17 protein-coding genes and 1 pseudogene are annotated in these 19,920 nt (G+C 35.6%); 11 read left to right on the top strand and 7 right to left on the bottom strand.

All coding sequences use genetic code 11. The features are described from left to right. Window positions 1-83 precede the first annotated feature (83 nt). On the top strand, window positions 84-839 hold the full coding sequence (locus HMPREF2660_RS02180; RefSeq protein ID WP_013598721.1) for an acyl-CoA desaturase: 756 nt from the start codon (window positions 84-86) through the stop codon (window positions 837-839). An 80-nt stretch (window positions 840-919) separates the two neighbouring features. Next, complete coding sequence (locus tag HMPREF2660_RS02185) at window positions 920-3,130, top strand: M12 family metallo-peptidase (protein WP_013598722.1); 2,211 nt, start codon at window positions 920-922, stop codon at window positions 3,128-3,130. Between the two features lie 74 nt (window positions 3,131-3,204). On the opposite strand, the gene HMPREF2660_RS02190 is transcribed toward HMPREF2660_RS02185, so the two are convergent. After that, window positions 3,205-3,531: a hypothetical protein gene (locus HMPREF2660_RS02190; protein WP_013598723.1), complete on the bottom strand. Its 327-nt coding sequence runs from the start codon at window positions 3,529-3,531 to the stop codon at window positions 3,205-3,207. 89 nt (window positions 3,532-3,620) lie between these two features. Between HMPREF2660_RS02190 and lpdA the strand changes: the two genes are divergently transcribed. The 5 genes and pseudogenes from lpdA to HMPREF2660_RS02215 all read left to right on the top strand — a co-directional run bounded on the left by lpdA (window position 3,621) and on the right by HMPREF2660_RS02215 (window position 9,478). After that, entirely contained in the window at window positions 3,621-5,009 is a 1,389-nt protein-coding gene (lpdA, locus tag HMPREF2660_RS02195) for a dihydrolipoyl dehydrogenase (protein WP_083299043.1), read from the top strand. 173 nt (window positions 5,010-5,182) lie between these two features. Then, complete coding sequence (locus HMPREF2660_RS02200) at window positions 5,183-5,998, top strand: T9SS type A sorting domain-containing protein (RefSeq protein WP_013598725.1); 816 nt, start codon at window positions 5,183-5,185, stop codon at window positions 5,996-5,998. A 97-nt stretch (window positions 5,999-6,095) separates the two neighbouring features. Further along, window positions 6,096-7,735 (top strand): annotated as a pseudogene (locus HMPREF2660_RS02205) (AMP-binding protein). Window positions 7,736-7,783: 48 nt separating this feature from the next. Continuing rightward, window positions 7,784-8,968, top strand: a complete 1,185-nt coding sequence (locus tag HMPREF2660_RS02210) for a sigma-54-dependent transcriptional regulator (RefSeq protein ID WP_013598726.1) — start codon at window positions 7,784-7,786, stop codon at window positions 8,966-8,968. Further along, entirely contained in the window at window positions 8,969-9,478 is a 510-nt protein-coding gene (locus tag HMPREF2660_RS02215) for a hypothetical protein (protein WP_013598727.1), read from the top strand. Window positions 9,479-9,511: 33 nt separating this feature from the next. Here the strand turns inward: HMPREF2660_RS02215 and HMPREF2660_RS02220 are convergent, their stop codons facing one another. After that, entirely contained in the window at window positions 9,512-10,561 is a 1,050-nt protein-coding gene (locus HMPREF2660_RS02220) for a nucleoid-associated protein (RefSeq protein ID WP_070485497.1), read from the bottom strand. Window positions 10,562-10,752: 191 nt separating this feature from the next. Between HMPREF2660_RS02220 and HMPREF2660_RS02225 the strand changes: the two genes are divergently transcribed. The 3 genes from HMPREF2660_RS02225 (at window position 10,753) to HMPREF2660_RS02235 (ending at window position 13,002) form a co-directional block, all read left to right on the top strand. Beyond that, window positions 10,753-11,652 (top strand): DUF6515 family protein, encoded by a 900-nt coding sequence (locus tag HMPREF2660_RS02225; RefSeq protein WP_013598729.1) that lies wholly within the window; start codon window positions 10,753-10,755, stop codon window positions 11,650-11,652. A 139-nt stretch (window positions 11,653-11,791) separates the two neighbouring features. Further along, window positions 11,792-12,175, top strand: coding sequence for an START-like domain-containing protein (locus tag HMPREF2660_RS02230; RefSeq protein ID WP_013598730.1), 384 nt, complete (start codon window positions 11,792-11,794; stop codon window positions 12,173-12,175). A 23-nt stretch (window positions 12,176-12,198) separates the two neighbouring features. Further along, the gene (locus HMPREF2660_RS02235) at window positions 12,199-13,002 is read left to right on the top strand and encodes an aminotransferase class IV (RefSeq protein ID WP_070485528.1); all 804 of its coding nucleotides are present in this window, start codon (window positions 12,199-12,201) and stop codon (window positions 13,000-13,002) included. A 28-nt stretch (window positions 13,003-13,030) separates the two neighbouring features. On the opposite strand, the gene HMPREF2660_RS02240 is transcribed toward HMPREF2660_RS02235, so the two are convergent. Further along, a complete protein-coding gene (locus tag HMPREF2660_RS02240) occupies window positions 13,031-13,582 on the bottom strand; it encodes a YqgE/AlgH family protein (RefSeq protein WP_013598732.1) in 552 nt (183 codons plus the stop codon). 87 nt (window positions 13,583-13,669) lie between these two features. On the opposite strand from HMPREF2660_RS02240, the gene pdxH reads away from it, so the two are divergent. Next, on the top strand, window positions 13,670-14,314 hold the full coding sequence (pdxH, locus tag HMPREF2660_RS02245; RefSeq protein ID WP_070485498.1) for a pyridoxamine 5'-phosphate oxidase: 645 nt from the start codon (window positions 13,670-13,672) through the stop codon (window positions 14,312-14,314). 121 nt (window positions 14,315-14,435) lie between these two features. Here the strand turns inward: pdxH and HMPREF2660_RS02250 are convergent, their stop codons facing one another. From HMPREF2660_RS02250 to HMPREF2660_RS02265, 4 genes are all read right to left on the bottom strand, one after another. Further along, a complete protein-coding gene (locus HMPREF2660_RS02250; protein ID WP_013598734.1) occupies window positions 14,436-14,714 on the bottom strand; it encodes an HU family DNA-binding protein in 279 nt (92 codons plus the stop codon). Window positions 14,715-14,862: 148 nt separating this feature from the next. Then, the gene (gene fmt, locus HMPREF2660_RS02255) at window positions 14,863-15,798 is read right to left on the bottom strand and encodes a methionyl-tRNA formyltransferase (RefSeq protein ID WP_070485499.1); all 936 of its coding nucleotides are present in this window, start codon (window positions 15,796-15,798) and stop codon (window positions 14,863-14,865) included. Window positions 15,799-15,811: 13 nt separating this feature from the next. After that, window positions 15,812-17,677 carry a RecQ family ATP-dependent DNA helicase gene (locus HMPREF2660_RS02260; protein ID WP_070485500.1) on the bottom strand — a complete coding sequence of 622 codons (1,866 nt, stop codon included), beginning with the start codon at window positions 17,675-17,677 and terminating at the stop codon, window positions 15,812-15,814. A 128-nt stretch (window positions 17,678-17,805) separates the two neighbouring features. Continuing rightward, the gene (locus HMPREF2660_RS02265) at window positions 17,806-19,917 is read right to left on the bottom strand and encodes a S9 family peptidase (RefSeq protein ID WP_070485501.1); all 2,112 of its coding nucleotides are present in this window, start codon (window positions 19,915-19,917) and stop codon (window positions 17,806-17,808) included. Window positions 19,918-19,920: the final 3 nt, after the last annotated feature.

Genomic DNA, 19,920 nt, shown 5'->3' on the forward strand with positions numbered 1-19,920 from the left:
AGAATAGTAGCTCAAGATAGGGAATATAGAATAAATAACTATTATTTTTGTGTGTAATTATCGAAAATTTAATTGTAAAGGATATGATTTGGGTTCTTGTTTTGTTTATCTTTCATTGGTATGCATCCTTGTTTTTTCAGACTTTTTTTCATCATCGTTATGCTGCACATGCTATGTTTCAGATGAGTCCTTTTATGGAGAAAGTTTTTCATGTGTTGTCTTTTATCTTTCAGGGTTCATCTTATCTTAGTCCCTATGCGTATGGTGTAATGCATCGCATGCATCATGCCTATGCAGATACTGAAAAAGATCCACATTCGCCCCTTTTCGATAAAGATATTTTTAATATGATGTGGAGAACACGATTGGTGTACAATGAAATCGATCGCAACGAAGTAGAGGTACAACAAAAATTTAAGAAAGGTGTTCCCGCATGGCGTTCGTTCGACAAGATAGCTGAGAATAATTGGGTAAGGGCATCTTGGGCGATTATTTATATTTTGATTTACCTGGCAATAGATGCTCCTTTGTGGACATTTTTCGTGTTCATTCCTTTGCATATTTTGATGAGTCCAGTGCATGGAGTAGTGGTGAATTGGTTTTCTCATAAATACGGTTATCGAAATTTCGAGGTAAATGATACGTCGACCAATTTCTTGGCGAAAGATTTTCTTATGTGGGGTGAATGTTTACATAATAATCACCATAAATTTGGCGGAAGACCAAACTTTGCTGTGAAAAAAGGAGAGATCGACCCGATGTTTCCGATTATAAAACTAATGGCAAAAGCCAATATCATACAATTCAAACCAGGTCGTTTAGATACGGAATATATGTAAGATATCGAAAGAATTTTTGACGATAATTTAATATTGACTAGACTATTTTGTAATTTAGCGCAAATTAATATTAAATTCTCATGAAAAAATTTACTACTTTAGTGAGTATGTTTTTTTTGGTAGGGACTTTTGCAACGGCACAAACGCGTGCAGTGGCTAAAGAAATTGCCTCAATTACTGCTCAGAAAAAGACATTTCAGTCGTATTCACTTTTTACTAAATCCACTTCAGCGCTAAAAAATGTAGAAGTTGAAAAGGCAGAATATTTTACTTTGGATATTGCTTCGCTAAAAGGATTAGTACAAAAATCTCCTAGCAATATTTCGATCAGTTTACCATACGATGGGAAAGAAATTACATTAGAATTAACCAAAAACACTACGCTTTTTGATGATTCTTTTTATGTAACAGATGAGAAAAATAATCTTATAAAATATAACCCAGGAGTTTATTATCGTGGTATAATCAAAGGAGATAGCAATTCTCTTGTTGCGTTCAGCGTTTTTGATGAGGAAGTAATCGCTGTGATTAGTTCTGATGATTATGGGAACCTAAACCTTGGAGCACTAAACGACGACCAAGGTAAGATGATCAAAGGGAACAAAAATTATGTTTTGTATTCTGATAAATATCTTAAACCAGAATACGATGGAAGTTTTTGCTCTGCAGACCAAATTCCACATGAAGGAAGTAAATTCGATTACCAAAAATTCTCTGGTGAAAACCAAGGCAAATATGCAACCACGAAAATTCCTACAATTTATTACGAAGTAGATTACGATATCTATGTAGCTAAAGGGAGAGATACCACATCGGTGATGAACTGGTTAACTGCTTTGGTAAACAATATGCATACCATTTACAATAATGATGATATCGATTTGGCTATGCGAAGTACTATGATCTGGACGGTGAAAGATCCATACCAAGGAATAGGAAGTACATCTGTAAAATATTTAGAGAAATTTAGAAAAAATCGTCCAACATTCGATGCACATTTAGCACAACTAGTTGGTATTGATCCAGGCGCTTTAGGAGGTGTGGCTTATCTTAATGGATTGTGTTCTCAGGCAAATTATTCGTATTGCGATATGGATAATACGCCGGTAGTAAATTTCCCAAGCTACTCTTGGAATGTAATGGTTATGACACACGAATTAGGACACAATTTAGGTTCACAACACACACATGCTTGTGCTTGGAATGGTGATAATACTGCAATAGATGGTTGCTATACACTAGAAGGAAGCTGTGCAAACCCTGGTATACCATCAAGCGGAGGAACAATTATGAGTTATTGTCACTTACGATCTGTCGGGATAAACTTCAACAACGGATTCGGCCCTCAACCAAAACAAAGAATCATCGATTTTATCAATTCTAGAACTTGTATTACCGAATCACTAGATGATGTATGTATAACCTACCACCCAGAATATCAAGCGGTAAATGTCACGCCAACTTCTGCACAAATAAATGTGGTATTGAACAATAACGAAGTTACAAATTGGGAGTATAAATTATCGAAATTCAGTAGAGCAGTTCCTTCTACCTGGTCGACTAACGAAAACAACACGTTCAATTTTTCTGGTTTAGAAGCCAATACATATTATCGTTTACGCATTCGCAAAGCATGCGATGAAAATAACATCAATGGTGTTGACTTGGTTTTTGCAACAAGTGCAGAAGACTTCTGTTCTGGTAATGAGAAATTTGTAGATTTCGGAGGAGTTAACACTCGCTATATTCCAAGTGAAAATTGGACTCGTACTTTAATGCCATCAAAAGAAGGGGCTAAAATCAAAGTTGATTTCGTAGCCTTCAATACCGAAGCAAAATCAGATTATTTATATGTATTTGATGGAGTAAATGAAGAAGCACCTTCGCTAACACCAAACGGTTTAACGGGAGACCTCTCGAACAACTTGCCAAATTTCGAGGCAAGCAATGAAGCAGGTGCATTAACATTCAAGTTCACCTCAGATGGATCTATAGAAAATGCAGGTTGGGAAGCCAATGTTAGCTGTGCAGTTTTAGGTACAGATGATCAAAATGCGTTGGTAGACTATTCATATTATCCTAATCCAGTTACCCACGAAATGAATTTTGTGGCTAAAAATCCATTCCAAAAAATAGAAATTTATTCAATGGATGGAAGAAAAGTTTATAGTAAGAACTACAAAAATGTATTTGCCACCCAGGTAGATATGAAATCATTAGCCAAAGGAACTTATCTAGTTCAGGTAGATTTCAATGGGAAAACAACAACATTCAAAATCGTTAAAAAATAAATAACAGTACATAAGTAGTTTGATATAAACAAAAAGGGTTTCAAAAAAAAATAGAATTTGAAGCCCTTTTTTGTTTACCATTTTCTGAGTTCTAAATTCGGCAGCGCATAAGGATCAAACCCTTCGAACAAATCCTTAATTAATTGAAAAACCTGCTGATAATGCATTAAAGTTTCGTGTGACTGATGATTTTCAAAATCCATAATATCAATCAAAAAAAGAAATCGATCATATTTTGTCACCTGCAGATAGGTTCCTTTATCTGTTAAAAAACCGATGTGGCTTCCGTCGTAATCGGGCATAGAATGAAAAATATCTATAGCCTGGCCAAAACTACAAGGCAAGGGCGATTCTAACGGAATTTCTAGTTCGTCTGCTATGTTCTGGAAAAACACTTTCATCGGACAAAGATACTCAAACTCTTGTTCAACTTTCTATCAACAATTTTCATATTAATAGATATATTTATAAATTAGCACAAATTTCGAGCATGAACTACGATATTATTATTATAGGTAGCGGACCTGGCGGGTATGTAGCTGCCATTAGAGGGTCTCAATTAGGGAAAAAAGTGGCTATAGTAGAAAAAGCTGAATTGGGTGGAATATGCCTTAATTGGGGATGTATTCCGACCAAAGCATTACTAAAAAGTGCACAAGTATATAAGTATTTAAATAACGCCCAAGACTTTGGTATCAATGTACCAGAAAATATCGGATTCGAGTTTCCGAACGTGGTACAAAGAAGTAGAGGAGTTGCCGACCGCATGAGTAAAGGAGTGCAATTCTTGATGAAAAAGAATAAAATTGATATAATAAAAGGGGAAGCGAAAGTCCTACCCGGTAAAAAAGTATTGGTTACCAATGAAAACGAAGCCAAAGAATATCAAGCAGACAATATTATTATTGCTACAGGAGCACGTTCTCGCGAGTTACCTGCGTTACCACAAGATGGCAAAAAGGTAATCGGATATCGTGGCGCATTGGCATTAGAAAAACTTCCGAAGTCGATGATTGTTGTAGGATCAGGAGCTATCGGTGTTGAGTTTGCACATTTTTACCACTCTCTTGGTACGGAAGTAACCATCGTAGAGTTTTTACCAAGAATAGTTCCGGTAGAAGATGAAGACGTATCAAAACAATTACAATTATCTTTCAAAAAATCGGGCATAAAAATTCTTACCAATGCAGAAGTTACTCAGGTAGATACATCGGGTGATTTGGTGAAAGCAACTGTAAAAACAGCTAAAGGAGAAGAAGTTCTTGAGGCAGAAGTCGTACTTTCTGCTGTGGGTGTAGTACCAAACACAGAAAACATTGGATTAGAAGAAGTTGGTATAGCAACCGAACGTGGAAAAATCGTTATCAATGATTATTGCCAAACCTCTGTTCCCGGATATTATGCAATTGGAGATGTTGTAAAAGGAGCTGATTTAGCACACTTGGCATCTGCACAAGGAATTCTAGCCGCAGAAAAAATAGCTGGATTAGAAGTAGAGCCTATCGATTACGGTAATATTCCGGGTTGTACATATTGCTCTCCAGAGATTGCATCAGTTGGGCTTACCGAAACAAAAGCGAAAGAAGCTGGCTATGAAGTGAAAGTAGGAAAATTCCCATTCTCTGCCAATGGTAAGGCTGTAGCCAATGGTGCAACAGATGGTTTTGTGAAAGTTGTATTCGATGCTAAATATGGTGAATGGTTGGGTTGTCATATGATTGGGGATGGAGTTACCGAAATGATTGCCGAAGCTGTTGTGGCTCGTAAACTAGAAACTACAGGGCATGAAATAATGAAGTCTGTTCATGCACACCCTACTATGGCAGAAGCAATTATGGAAGCTGTAGAGGATGCATACGGACATGCAATCCATATCTAATCTAAATTGATATTAGAAATTATAATAGTATGTAAAAGGGCAAGAATTTTCTTGCCCTTTTCTGTGTTAAATTATTGTAATCAATTTTTACATTAACAAATCGTTTGCCGAATAGTTGTACATTTGTATCTCAAAAGAAAAGGGTTAATATTAATTAAAAAAAATAAAAAATCATGAAAAAAATCTATTCTTTAATAGCAGTTGCTGCTCTTTCTACATTCTCTTTTGCACAAGTAAACGCAATACCTGGGAGTGATTTTGAAAATTGGGAAGAGTTTACAAGTGGAGTAAATTCATACGGGATAAAAGCTTATGCAGTACAGGGTGTTGGTAAAGGAGTTGATGGGTCAAATTCATTAAACATTACAACTAATACACAAAAAAATGACTATGTTTTTACCTCAAGATTAGGTAGCAAACTTACTTCACAACCAAAACAAATTACTTTTTGGGTAAAAGGAACAGCAGGAAAAACTTTATCACTAAATATTTATAAAGTAGATGGTACATATTATCCATACAACGTAGGAGATTTGTCTGCGGATACCACCGTTGTTTCTTCAGCAAATAACCAATATGCAGGTGTTATCAATACAAATGGTAATTGGGTAAAAGTAACATTAGACTTATCAGACAAAACAGATTTGAATGTTACAGACTTAGACAAAGACTTTTTTGCTTTAAAAATTGGTAAAGACGTAGATTATGCGCTAGACATAGACAATATCCAATTATGGGATATGAACATGAATGTTTACACGCTTACACCAGAAAAAACTGTATTGAACACTTTGTGGACAAATACAGCTTCATTTGATGTAAAAGGAAAAGCAACAGTAGAAGTGTATAACACAAACGGACAAATTGTGAAAACTTTCGAAGTTAATGGAAAACAAACAGTTAATGTATCTTCATTAGCAAAAGGAATTTACTTCGTGAAAACAACAACCAATGGTACTTCTTCAACTACAAAGGTTGTGAAAAAATAAGCATAAATATTTAAGAATCTATAAAGCCTCATTTTTATGAGGCTTTTTTTGTGGTTTAGAAGTATGTTAATTATATTCATACACAAACCACAAAAAAATGATAAGAGAAATTTCATACGCAAGCGGACCATCGAACGTGCCGCTTTTAGGAGAAACTATTGGCGATAACCAAAACGAATCGTAGCCAAATATCCTACCAAAGATGCATTGGTTAGTGTTGATCAAGATATTCGATACACCTATTCGCAATTTTATCATCAAACCGAAATTATAGCCAAAGCTCTTTTGGCTCAAGGAATACAAACAGGAGATCGAGTTGGGATTTGGTCGGCCAACCGAGCAGAATGGGTATTACTACAATTCGCCACAGCAAGAATAGGGGTGATTCTTGTTACCATATACCCCGCTTATCGAATTAATGAGCTAGCTTATGTTGTGAATCAATCCGAAATCAAAGCACTTTTTGCATCTAAACAATACAAGTCTAGTCAATACCAAGATATGATCGAAAAAGTAAGACCCGAATGTCCTACTTTGGAGCAAGTTTATATTTTCGAGAATGATTGGAAAGATTTTTTAGCATATTCGGATAATATCAATACCTCAAAACTCAATTTTATCGAACAAAGTGTTCAGTTCGATGATCCGGTGAACATCCAATATACTTCGGGTACAACCGGTTTCCCAAAAGGCGTAACACTCACACACCACAATATCTTGAATAATGGTTATTTTATAGGCATTCGACTAAATTACACTTTTAGAGATCGCGTTTGTATTCCTGTTCCATTTTATCATTGCTTCGGGATGGTTATAGGAAATTTAGCTTGCGTATCACATGGTGCATGCATGGTTCTACCATCGGATAATTTTGATGCAGCCAAAACGCTCAAAGCTGTTCAAGAAGAAAAATGTACTTCACTCTATGGTGTGCCGACGATGTTTATTGCCGAATTAGATTTGCCGAATTTCGAGGATTATGATTTGTCAACTTTGCGTACTGGTGTGATGGCAGGTTCTCCTTGTCCGATCGAAATCATGAAAAAAGTACAATCCTTGATGAATATGAGAGAAGTATCTATTTGTTATGGAATGACAGAAACTTCTCCAGTATCAATTCAGACCAAAATAGGAACACCACTAGAAAAACAAGTAAGTACCGTTGGGACAGTGATGGATCATTTAGAAATAAAGATAATCGATCCCGAAACTGGTGAAATACTACCACGGGGAGTACAAGGAGAGTTGTGCACTAGAGGATATTCGGTGATGTTGAAATATTGGAATATGCCCGAAGCAACTGCACAAGTAAAAGATAATAATAATTGGTTACATTCGGGTGATTTAGCTACAATGGATGATGAAGGCTATGTGAATATTACCGGTAGAATAAAAGATTTGATAATACGAGGAGGAGAAAATATCTCACCAAAAGAAATCGAAGATTACCTCTATCCGCACCCAAAAATATCAGATGTACAAATCATCGGTGTCCCAAGCGAAAAGTATGGAGAGGAAGTGATGGCTTGGGTAAAAATAAAAGAAAATGAACTCTGTTCGGAAGATGAATTACAAGAATTTTGTATGTCCATTGCACACTATAAACGCCCGAAGTACTGGAAGTTTGTTACCGAATTTCCAATGACAGTCTCAGGAAAAATAAGAAAGGTAGAAATGAGAGAGATTGCTGTTGAAGAATTGGGATTGCAAAACGTAGAACGCATTAAAACTTCTTAAGCTCGCAGAAAATTACGTATATTTGGAAGGCAAAATTAAAAATACAACATGCCAAAAATATTAATCATCGAAGACGAAAAAGCCATCCGCAACGTACTGAAAAATATTTTACTCGATGAGGACTCTTCTTTCGAAGTAGATGAAGCAGAGAACGGTGAGATTGCCCTTGAGAAAATTAATGAAGTAGAATATGATTTAATCATTTCCGATATCAAAATGCCAAAAAAAGATGGAGTAGAAGTACTAACAGAAGCACTAGAACAACATCCCGATCTTACTTTTGTAATGATTTCTGGTCATGGTGATATCGAAACCGCCGTAGATTGTATCAAGAAAGGTGCATACGATTATATCTCAAAACCACCAGATCTCAATCGACTACTCAATACGGTACGTAATGCGTTAAACCACAAATCATTGGTAAAAACCAATACGGCACTCAAATCAGAAAACAAAGCACTCAAACGCAAAGTAAGCAAACAGTATACGATGATAGGGAGTTCGGAAAGATTAAATGAAATCCGAGAGATCATCGATAAAGTAGCGTCTACCGAAGCACGCGTTTTGATCACAGGACCAAACGGGACCGGAAAGGAGTTGGTTGCACATCAATTGCACGAGAAAAGTGATCGAAATAAAAAAACACTTATCGAAGTTAATTGTGCAGCAATACCTGCAGAGCTCATTGAGAGTGAATTGTTTGGCCATGTGAAAGGTTCTTTCACAGGAGCAGTAAAAGATAAACAAGGTAAATTCGAGTTGGCCAACCAAGGAACAATTTTCTTAGATGAAATTGGAGATATGAGTCTATCTGCACAAGCAAAAGTTTTGAGAGCACTACAAGAAGGAAAAATTTCTCCTGTAGGAAGCGAGAAAGAAATCGACGTGAATGTTCGTGTAATTGCTGCAACCAATAAAGACCTGCGAAAAGAGATTGAGGAAGGGCGTTTCCGAGAAGATTTATACCATCGATTGGCAGTCATCATTATAGAAGTGCCAGCCCTCAACGACCGAAAAGATGATATTCCAGAACTAGTAGAACATTTTGTAGTTCTGCTAAGTGAAAACCAAGGTTTACCGTATAAAAAGTTCGATGCCTCGGCTTACGAAGCGCTGAAAGAAATCGATTGGACAGGGAATATTCGCGAATTAAGAAATGTGGTAGAACGTTTGTTAATCTTATCGAACGATCCAGTGAAAAGAGAAGATGTAGAAGCTTTTGTACGCAAATAAATGAAAAATACAGCACCAATATTTCTTCTTTCTGTAGGGTTGTTTTTCTCATGCGAAACCTCTAATCAATCTCAGATAGGAAAAGATTTTTTTGAGACATACGCACTCCGAAAAGATGAAAAAATATTGCAATCATTTTATAACGACACTATAGAATATGAAAATGTAGTTTTACAAAGTGGTTTGCATCCTATATCGAGTGTAGAATTGATTCGAACAAACTTCAACTTCCATGACGCACAAATGGTGTATCCGAACGATACAATCTTGCGGGTAGAACAGTTAATGAGCAACGACACTATGATTGTTGCACAAGGCTATTTTTTACCCTACCAGTATCAAGGACTAACAATCCCCGAAATGAAGTTTACGACATGGTTATTTCTCGACAAAAACAAGAAAATAAAAAAACAAATAGACTGGTTTAATTATCCGATAGAAGACATTATACAGGCTTATCAGATGAAACAATCTATGAATTTTTCTACAGCGCCTCAAATACAAGAATAATAAAAAAAGAGTGGTTACATAGCCACTCTTTTATTATTGCTCTGTATTGAAAAACACTTTGTAGTAAAACATTTTTTTGTTCTCATCATATCCCTTTTCTAGGTAATCTTCTGCAGCATCCGCCGCCATCAAATCTATTTTTAGAATGATGTTGGTATCGAGTTTTATTTCACTTTTTATTTTTTTAGATTCTTTGACGAGCGAAGGTTTATTCACTTCAAAAGCCGTGTCGAATTCTATTTTGAAATCTTCTGCATATTGAGTTTTGAATTTTTTATAGTCATCCACCAACTCAAACTGTTCAACTACTTGACTCTGAATCATTTCGTCGGTAACCATTTCATTCATCGTTAATAAATGCAACGTTTGAGACAGAAAATTGGCTTGTGTTTGCTTGTCATTTCGTTCTAAAACAACCTCTTCGGCAAACTGATTCATCAAGTGTAAATATTGTTTGGTTTGATAGCGATTATCATTAACAGCCGTAATTTCTAAGAAACTTTTTTTCCAATATTCGGATTCGTTTTGCAAATCATCAACCGAAAAAACAATATATCCGTCATCTTTTTGTGTATTGACAACAAAAGCCGCTTTGTCTATTTTCTCTAATTTATATCCTTTTTGAATAAAATAATCGATGTTTTTGGATTCATCGAAACGGATGTATTTCTTTTTATTTTCTAGCTTGAAAATGCCAATACCTTGCGTGGTAATGTCTCCATACCTGATATTATCAAAAAAAGCAATGAAAACTTCACCCGACTTTATTTGCGGATGCAAAGATTTCTCGAATAAATGGGCCAAAATCTCATGCGAAAAATCTAGAAAATCGATCTTCTCCTCGAACATTTCTTGCATCAAACTATACACCACATTAAACTCCAGCTTTTCAGTATAGTGAGAAAAATGATAAGCATCCATGTTGCGTCTGAAAGCTTGTGTAAGAAACGGAAATAAATCTTCTTCTTTTTTTTCGTCCATTTTCAAAGCTGCTTCCGCAAAAATATTGCGTTCTTCGCGCACTTTGTGGCCAACTTTCTGTAGGGATAAATAAGAAATATAAGCACTCTTGAAATCGATCATCGTACATAAAATATCCCACAAAGATACATTAACTGGCTTGCTGTGCAAATAGATTTCGGTAGGATTTGGGACAGAAAATAAGGTTGATGCTTCGGATTATCTTTTATGAATTGGTTTTTTTTTGATTCGAATATTTTTTGGCACACTTATGGAATTTAACAAAATTGTAAAATCCTGAAAATTTATAGAAAATGAAAAATATACGTGTACTTTTAGTAGGGTTAGCTATGGTTTCTGGTACCTTGATTTTTGCACAATCGGCTAGAAATGGTGATCGATCATCGAATGGTAGAGGAAATTCTACAGTGACCAATCGGGCGAGCAATAACAGCAATCCAAGAGCGAATATAAATGCTTCTTTTGGATCGAGTAAACAAGAAAGTATGAGCGACCCGCGCAGAAGTAATCCAAGAACAAATCAAGGAAATACGCCTAATCATGTGAGAACAGGCTCTTCGATAACGGTAAGGACTCCTACTAGTGCGAATTCTCGTTCGGGTTTTCGTGCAACAAATTCTGCCGAAACTATAAGAAATAGTTCGTTATCTGCAAGAACGGTCGAGAGAGGGAATACGCGAAGAAATAACGTTGAGGTAAATTATAGAAACAACCAACGCGAGATTAGATCCCAAGACAATGGGAGAGATGTAATTCGTTTTCAGAATGATAAACGTTATGAAGATCGTCGATACAATTCGTATGTATACAATGTGAACAATTATCATCATTACACGTATAACAATTATCAATTCTATGGAAATAATGGAGTGTATTACCGTCCGTACAATAAGGGATATATCCGTTTTATGCCACCGGTTGGTTTTCGGGTAGATTATTTACCCATAGGCTATTCGAGTTTCTATTACAACCGTAGACCTTATTATTTCTATGAAGGAATTTATTATATCAAAAAAAGAAACAGATTTTATGTCGTAGAGCCTCCTTATGGAGCAATTATCGAAGCTTTGCCCGCTGGTTATGAAACGGTAAATTATAATGGCGATATTCTATATGAATTCGGAGGTGTTTTGTACCAAAAATATTATGACCAATACGGTTTTGCCTACCAAGTTGTCGGCTTCCTCGATTAAGGTAAAGAACAGAAAGAGAGTATCCAGCGATGCTCTCTTTTTTTATTAAGTACAATTTAGGTGAGAAGCAATAAAACATAGTTATTTTTTTTGGTTAATTAGATTCATTTAATATCTTGCGGACACAAAAAAATAAAGTATGCCTAAAAAGAAATATACGATAGAATTTCCGATAAAATCATCACCTTCGTTGCTTTACAATTATTTATCGAATCCTTCGGGCTTATCAGAGTGGTTTGCAGATAATGTAAATTCTCGTGGAGAGAAATATACTTTTATATGGGATGAACACGAAGAAAGTGCTTTTTTAATGAAATCTAAAGTAGATTCTTATGTTCGTTTCCAGTGGGAAGAAGATGAAGATACCAAATATTTTTTCGAGTTGACCATTGTGGTAGATGAACTAACAAACGATGTTTCGGTTGTGATTACGGACTTTGCAGAAGAAGATGAAATCGAGCAATCGAAACAACTTTGGGAGAGTCAAATAGAAGATTTAAAGAAAATTTTAGGTTCATTATAATAAAAAAAGAAGTTCAAGTTTTGATGATAAATTTCAATGGAAGCTTAGTTCCGCAAGAACAATTAGTATTTTCTACGAACGAACGCATCATATCGTATGCCGATTCTATAAAAGAGTTGATCCGAATTGTTGATGGTGAAATATTTTTGTGGGAGGACCATTATTTTAGTTTAATGGCTTCTATGCGGATAATGCGCATGCAAATTCCGTTGAATTTTACTCCAGAATTTTTTCAGAATCAAATCAAGACTTTGCTTCAGCACAACCAAAACGGGTGCATCACTATCACCTGTTATCGTACCACTTCTAGCGATATTCTAGACAGTAGTATTGGCTATTTTATAGTATTCGATCAGCAACAAGAGGCTTGGAATCATGAGATAGAAGAGGCAGAAATTGATGTCTACAAGGATTTTGTTATCAATGATTCTTTTTTCTCCCAAAATAATATTGTACATCCCGAAGAAAATATTGCAAGAGTATATGCACATGAAAACGATATGCGCGATTTAGTTTTGCTCAATGCCAATAAACGAATAGCAAAGAGTTTGAATGGGTCTATTTTTCTTGTCAATGATTATAAAATAAGAACACCAAAGCAGTCAGAAGGTGTACAGAAAAGTGTACTTAGAAATCATTTTATCTCGACTCTTAACAAAGGAAAAGTTTTCGAAGTAGAAGAAACAGAAATTTTTCCGTTTGAGATGCAACGTGCCGAAGAGATTTTTGTATTAATAGACGGTTATGGTATGGTATCGTATACGAAGAATCGTAAAAAAACATACAGAACCGACAAAGCTCAAGAGATATTTTCGCTTTTCGTCTAAAAATAGAATAAGGTTTTTTCTACAAAGTTTAATTCATAGAAGGGTCGGCGGGTGTATTTACCCATATAAGGTTTTCTCCACCTAGTTTGGTCAGTTGTTTTTTCCAAAGGTCAACTTCCCAATCTCGAAAAATATCAATGCGTTCGCGTACCAAAATCCATGCATTCATTTCGAGTTCAATTTCTAACTGTCTACTCGACCAGCCAGAATATCCTAAATAAAATCGGATTTCATCATCCCCTATTTTTCCCATATTAATCGCCTCTCGGACATCTTCGTAATTTCCGGACCAATAAATATTTTCGGCAATTTTTTCACTCTCGCGAATAAGATCTGGACGAGAATGCAGATAATATATGTTTTCTTTGTCTACTGGCCCCCCTTCGTAGACAATAGAATCAGAATTCATTTGAGATACAAAAATATGTAGCGGGATATTTGATGATTTATTTAAGATAAACCCTACAGAACCTTTTTCGCTGTGTTCGGTGATGATGACTACGCTTCGGTTGAAGATGTCGTTATTCAAGGTTGGTTTTGCTATGAGAATATCACCTTTATTTATACGTTTATTTTCCACAACTTTTATTTTATTTATTAATAACTTCGTGTGTTAAAATGTACCTATAAGTTAGTTCGTATTTTACTAATTTAAAAAAAATAATTCATGAAACAAGATTTATCTGATAAAAGAAAAAATTATTCTAAAAATTTTATAGATTTTGATCATTTGGCAGAAGATGCTATAGAGCAATTCAAAAGCTGGTTCGATGTTGCAGAAAAAAACCCTTTGATAGAAGAGGCTAATGCGATGACAGTTACCACAGTAGAGAATAGCGATAAGCCAAGAAATCGAGTGGTTTTACTAAAAGAGTATAACCAAGATGGTTTTGTTTTTTACACTAATTATCAGAGCCAAAAAGGCAAAGCAATAGAGAATAATCCACAAGTATGTTTAAGTTTTTTTTGGCCTGCTTTGCAACAACAAATAATTATTACTGGGAAGGCAGAAAAAGTAAGCGAAGAGATGTCTGATGCATATTTTGCTAAACGTCCTAGAGAAAGCCAAGTCGGTGCATGGGTATCGCCACAGAGTTCGGTTATAGACGAATTTCATGATTTTGTTGACGATGAAGATTCAATAATCAAAAAGTACAAAAACCAAGAAATACCAAGACCACCTCATTGGGGAGGTTATTTGGTGAAACCAGAAGAAATTGAGTTTTGGCAAGGTAGACCTAGTCGATTGCATGATCGTGTGTTGTACAAAAAGAAAGATAATGGTTGGAAGAAATATCGTTTAGCTCCATAAATTTGCTATACGCATCTAAAAATTATATTTAGTGGGAGGTACCCCTTGTACAGATTATGAGATACAAAAAAAACTCCTAACAATTAGGAGTTTTATGCTTTCTTAAGAATAAGGTAACTTCTTATTTTTTGTCTACTGCAGCAGATAATTCTGATCCAGCTTTAAACTTAGCTACAGTTTTAGCAGCGATTTGAATTTCTTTTTTAGTCTGTGGATTAATTCCCGTTCTTGCAGCTCTCTCAGATGTTGAGAAAGTTCCGAATCCTACTAAAGCAACTTTTTCTCCTTTTGCTAAAGCATTCGTTACATTAGTTGTGAATGAGTTCAAAGCTTTTTTTGCAGCTTCTTTTGAAATTCCTGCATCAGCAGCAATTGCGTCGATTAATTCAGATTTGTTCATAGCTTAATAAATTAAATTTAAATGATACACAAATATAATCTTTCCCTTTGTTTATGCAAGTTTTAGATGAAAAAAAATACTTTTTTTCATCAAATATTAATGTTTAATTCTTTTTTTTAACGTTTTGTAACTAATTTACAATAAATCATTAATCATCTAAGGCTAACCAACTTACATTTTGATTGCCGTTGATAAAGTCTTTTGCACTCATTTTGCGTTTTCCTTGTGGTTGGATTTCTAGAATTTCATAAACACCATTTTCTACCCGGACAAATAAATTGTTTTTGGTAAGATGAAGAACATTTTTACTTAAATCTTCAGGAAAGTCCTGAGCAATTTTACCGGCTAAAATTTTGGCCGATTTACCGTTAATCATTGTCCATGCCGCTGGGTAAGGGCTTAGACCTCTTACATGATTATGTATCTTTTCTAACTTCCAACTCCAATCGATTCTGCAATCATCCTTGTAAAGTTTTGGTGCATGATGCAACTCTTTCTCCAACGGTTGTGGATAAGAAGTTATAGAGTCTTTTTCTAAAGCATCGAGTGTTTCAACAACTAGTTTTTTGCCAAGATTCATCAGCTCATCATGTATTTTCCCGACATTATCATCTACACCGATGGCAACTTTGTCTGTTAGAAGAATTTTACCAGTATCTATTTTTTCATCAATTAAAAATGTAGTTACTCCTGTTTCCTTTTCTCCATTTATGATTGCCCAGTTTATGGGTGCAGCTCCACGATATTGCGGGAGCAGAGAACCGTGTAAGTTAAATGTTCCTTTTGGTGGAATCGACCATACTACTTGGGGCAACATACGAAAAGCTACTACTACAAAAACGTCGGCGTCTAGCTTTTTAAGTGCCTCTATAAAGTTTTTATCGCGTAGTTTTTCTGGTTGTAAAAGGGGTAGTTTTTTTTCTTCTGCATATTGTTTTACTGCCGATTGCTGTATTTTTTGCCCTCTTCCTGCTGGTTTGTCAGGAACTGTTACAACCCCAACAATTTCGTGCAGACTGTTTTCGTGGATTTCCTGGAGAGACGCTTTTGCAAATTCTGGCGTCCCCATAAAGACAACTCGCATATTTTTATTTTTTTTATAGTTTCTTGAAGGTGTCCAAACCTTCTATTTTCAATTTCATTTCATCAACCAAATATTGTAGTTCGGCAATAATGTTTTCTTTTGGCGAATGTATAAAATGCATTACAATTTCATTTAATGTTTTTCCTTCTTCGCCAATAAAATCAAGTAACTTTAGAGAATCTATTTTGTCTGATTTTTTTTCGCTTAAACAAACATCACATCTACCACAATTTTCTTTGGATTTTTCTCCAAAATAAGAAAGCAACATACGTTCTCTGCAATATTCATGTTGGGCAGCGTAAAAGGCCATTGCTTGCAGTTTTTTCCAATGATTAACTTGGATTTCTTCATACATTTTCCACCACTTTCCTTTCAACAAATTCGAGTTACGTGGCTCAAGAAATTGAATACGCGTAAGGAAGCGATCAGAGTAATCTATTATATCTTGTTTATGCATTTGATGCAATTGTGTACGCACGTCTCCTAGACTACGATGCGTATCAAAAGCTATTTTCAGCTCATAAACATTTTTGGGTAAAGTATAAATCCCAGGATAATTCCTCTCTAAATATTCTAACAACTCTCTATGCTCGTAATGTTGTACTACGGTATTGGGTAGAGTATTAATATAAACGGTACTGTTCTGAGAATAGTCTTTGAGATAAATGATTGCTTTGTTTTGTAGGAATTGAATGAAATTGAAAACCTTACGAACATCCAAATTAAACTTTTCAGAGAATAGAGGTACGTCGAGCGATTGGATTTTCTCTGGTTTTTCACCCTCGGCAATTTGTAAATAACTGAACAAGAGATTGCCAATCTCTATGAACTCCTTTTTGGTAGGAAGTTTTGATTTGAAGGTGTTTTCAGCAATCAAAATATCCTCAGAATTCGATAAATAAATTCCTATAGAGGGCAAGCCGTCTCTTCCTGCGCGTCCTACTTCTTGGTAGTAAGCTTCGATAGAAGGAGGTAAATCTAGATGAAAGACCGTTCGTACATTTGGTTTATCAATACCCATCCCAAAAGCATTTGTCGCTACCATTATTTGGTTAGGATGTGACGTCCAAAAAGTTTGCTTTTCTTTTTTTTGTTGTGCGTCTAATTTAGCATGATAAAAATCAGCATTAAAGCCATTTTCTTGTAAAAGAGATGCGATTTCGTAGGTTTGTTTTCTTGTTTTTACAAAAACTATACTGCTACCTGGATATTTTTTTAGATAATAAATTAAATCTTGCTTTCTGTTCTCAGAATATCGGACTTGATAGGTGAGGTTTTCTCTACGAAGCGAAGTTTTGAATATTTTAGGTTTCTTTAGTTCTAGAAAATTAATTATGTCCTCTTGTATTTTCTCTGTCGCAGTTGCTGTAAGAGCCAATACTGGTGTGTTAGGAAAATGAGCTCTGATACTAGCTATATTCAGAAAGGAAGGTCGAAAATCATGTCCCCATTGAGAGATACAATGTGCCTCATCGACGGCAATAAGTTTTACTTGGAAGGTGCTTAGTCGCTCTATAAAAATTTTACTTTGCAAACGCTCGGGTGAAACAAAAAGTAATTTTACTTTTCCGCTTTGGCACTGATCCAAAATCAATGTAATCTGTGTGAAATCGAGTTGACTGTTAATATACTCTGCCGGAATATTTTTATCTTTCAGGTTTTGGACCTGATCTTCCATCAAAGCAATTAACGGGGTGATAACCAACGTAAGTCCGTCTAAGAGCAATGATGGTAGTTGATAGCAAATCGATTTACCAGCACTGGTGGGCAAAATTGCTAGAACATCTTGTTGTGCTAATAGCTGTTGAATGATTTCTTCTTGTGGATAACGAAACTTTTCGAATCCCCAGTATTGTTGTAAAATTTCTTTTATTTCCAAACAGAATACGACTTTGGTTGATTAAATATACCGTTTTTTTTCGTGTTGTACAATCGAATGTAGTGCAATGTGAGAAATTTTGTCTTATCGAAATAACAAACCCCAAATGAACTTTGGGGTTTGTTGAATTATTTTAGTTTGTTTTCTAGCATTAGTAAAAAAGCATACTCGAAAGCAACTTCTTTTAGACTTTCAAATCGGCCAGAAGCGCCTCCATGTCCCGTATCCATATTGGTATCTAGTAATAGTAGATTGTTGTCTGTTTTGTATTCTCGTAATTTGGCAACCCATTTTGCTGGTTCCCAATATTGTACTTGAGAATCATGCAAACCTGTTGTCACCAAAAGATGGGGATAGCTTTTCTTTTCTATATTGTCGTAAGGTGAGTAACTTTTGATGTATTGATAATAGATTTCATCGTTCGGATTTCCCCATTCGTCATATTCTCCTGTAGTTAGAGGAATGGTATCGTCTAGCATGGTGGTTACCACATCTACAAAAGGAACTTGAGCAATTACACCATGAAAAAGATTGGGCTCTAAATTAATCACTGCACCCATGAGTAAGCCGCCTGCCGAACCTCCCATTGCGTATAGGTGTTGAGTAGAAGTATAGTTTTTGGCCACTAAATCTTTGGCCACATCGATAAAGTCATAAAAGGTGTTTTTTTTGTTGAGAAGTTTTCCGTCTTCATACCAAGAGCGTCCCATTTCTTCTCCACCACGAATGTGTGCAATCGCAAAAATGAAGCCTCTGTCGAGTAAGCTTAATCGCGTGGTGCTGAAGTAAGGCTCCATCGAATAACCGTACGAACCATATGCATAGAGCAACAATGGCGTTTGTGCAGAAAGTGGAGTGTCTTTTCGTCGAACGATAGAAACAGGCACCATTTTTCCATCACGTGCTTTGGTCCATATTCTTTCGGATACATAATTAGATTTATCAAAATTTCCGAGTACTTTTTGCTCTTTTTTTACCTCGAACGTTTTGTTTTTCATATCATAATCGATAACCGAACTAGGGGTTGTTAGTGAGGTGTAATTGTACCGAAGAATATTGGTGTCAAAATCTGGGTTGACCGATGTGCTTGCGGTGTAGGTAGTTTCATCAAAGGGTAAATAGTAGTTGTTTGCTCCGTCCCACGAACGAATATTAAGGTTGAGCAATCCATTTTTACGTTCTTGAATAACTAAATAATCACGGAAAATTTCGAAACCTTCTACCAAAATGTCTTCGCGATGAGGAATAAACTCTACCCAATTATCTTGCGTTGTAGATTGAGTAGGTGTTTTCATTATTTTGAAATTTTGGGCTCCATCTTTATTGGTTTGTACGTAGAAATTATTCCTGAAATGTTCGATAGAATATTCTAAACCTCTTTCTCTTGGTTGGAAAACTCTAAACTCAGCATTTGGTTCATCGGCTTTTATGTAACGATACTCGTCTGTCATAGTACTCGATGACCCAATGATGATATATTCTCTCGATTTCGATTTGTAAACATAGGTGCTAAAAGTGTCATCTTTTTCTTCATACACCAAAATGTCTTCTTTGCTAGAAGTTCCCAAAACGTGTTTCCAGATCTGATATGCACGTAGTGATTTGTCTTTTCTCGTATAGAAAAGGGTTTTGTTATCTGCTGCCCATACCGAAGAACCAGTAGTGTTTTCTATTTTGTCACTTAGGATTTTACCGGTCGATAGATCTTTTATTTGGATTGTATAAATCCTTCTACTTACCTGATCAACCCCAAAGGCAACAAGCTTGTTGTTGGGAGAAACATTCAATCCGCCTAATTGGTAATAGGCATGGTTTTTCGCCATTTCATTCACATCGAATAATAGTTCGGGTTGTGTTTTTAGACTTTCTTTGTATCGGTAGAATAAAGGGTATTCTTTGTTTTTTTCGAACTTGGTTTCGTACCAATAGCCGTTCAACTTATACGGAACCGAACTGTCGTCTTCTTTTATACGTGCTCGCATTTCTGTAAAAAGTTGCTTTTGCAAAGCTTCAGTTGGTTGCATGATTGCCTTGGTATATTTATTTTCTTCTTCGAGATAAGCAATTACCTCTTTGTTTTCACGATCATTTAACCAGAAATACGAATCGATTCGTGTGTCATTATGGATAGTTAATTTCTTGTCTATTTTCTTAGCTCTGGGTACTTGCATAGTTGTTTGTGCATTTAAGGTTGCATAGGTAAAGCCAATTGTAGTGGCAAGTAAAAGTTTTTTTCTCATTTC

Source organism: Weeksella sp. HMSC059D05 (assembly GCF_001809725.1).
Taxonomy (GTDB): Bacteria; Bacteroidota; Bacteroidia; order Flavobacteriales; family Weeksellaceae; genus Weeksella; species Weeksella virosa.

What these genes read in the sequence shown, in the direction of transcription:
- HMPREF2660_RS02180 (WP_013598721.1), top strand. Translation starts at nt 84, where the DNA reads ATGATTTGGGTTCTTGTTTTGTTTATCTTTCATTGGTATGCATCCTTG.
- HMPREF2660_RS02185 (WP_013598722.1), top strand. Translation starts at nt 920, where the DNA reads ATGAAAAAATTTACTACTTTAGTGAGTATGTTTTTTTTGGTAGGGACT.
- HMPREF2660_RS02190 (WP_013598723.1), bottom strand. Translation starts at nt 3,531, where the DNA reads ATGAAAGTGTTTTTCCAGAACATAGCAGACGAACTAGAAATTCCGTTA.
- lpdA (WP_083299043.1), top strand. Translation starts at nt 3,621, where the DNA reads ATGAACTACGATATTATTATTATAGGTAGCGGACCTGGCGGGTATGTA.
- HMPREF2660_RS02200 (WP_013598725.1), top strand. Translation starts at nt 5,183, where the DNA reads ATGAAAAAAATCTATTCTTTAATAGCAGTTGCTGCTCTTTCTACATTC.
- HMPREF2660_RS02210 (WP_013598726.1), top strand. Translation starts at nt 7,784, where the DNA reads ATGCCAAAAATATTAATCATCGAAGACGAAAAAGCCATCCGCAACGTA.
- HMPREF2660_RS02215 (WP_013598727.1), top strand. Translation starts at nt 8,969, where the DNA reads ATGAAAAATACAGCACCAATATTTCTTCTTTCTGTAGGGTTGTTTTTC.
- HMPREF2660_RS02220 (WP_070485497.1), bottom strand. Translation starts at nt 10,561, where the DNA reads ATGATCGATTTCAAGAGTGCTTATATTTCTTATTTATCCCTACAGAAA.
- HMPREF2660_RS02225 (WP_013598729.1), top strand. Translation starts at nt 10,753, where the DNA reads ATGAAAAATATACGTGTACTTTTAGTAGGGTTAGCTATGGTTTCTGGT.
- HMPREF2660_RS02230 (WP_013598730.1), top strand. Translation starts at nt 11,792, where the DNA reads ATGCCTAAAAAGAAATATACGATAGAATTTCCGATAAAATCATCACCT.
- HMPREF2660_RS02235 (WP_070485528.1), top strand. Translation starts at nt 12,199, where the DNA reads ATGATAAATTTCAATGGAAGCTTAGTTCCGCAAGAACAATTAGTATTT.
- pdxH (WP_070485498.1), top strand. Translation starts at nt 13,670, where the DNA reads ATGAAACAAGATTTATCTGATAAAAGAAAAAATTATTCTAAAAATTTT.
- HMPREF2660_RS02250 (WP_013598734.1), bottom strand. Translation starts at nt 14,714, where the DNA reads ATGAACAAATCTGAATTAATCGACGCAATTGCTGCTGATGCAGGAATT.
- fmt (WP_070485499.1), bottom strand. Translation starts at nt 15,798, where the DNA reads ATGCGAGTTGTCTTTATGGGGACGCCAGAATTTGCAAAAGCGTCTCTC.
- HMPREF2660_RS02265 (WP_070485501.1), bottom strand. Translation starts at nt 19,917, where the DNA reads ATGAGAAAAAAACTTTTACTTGCCACTACAATTGGCTTTACCTATGCA.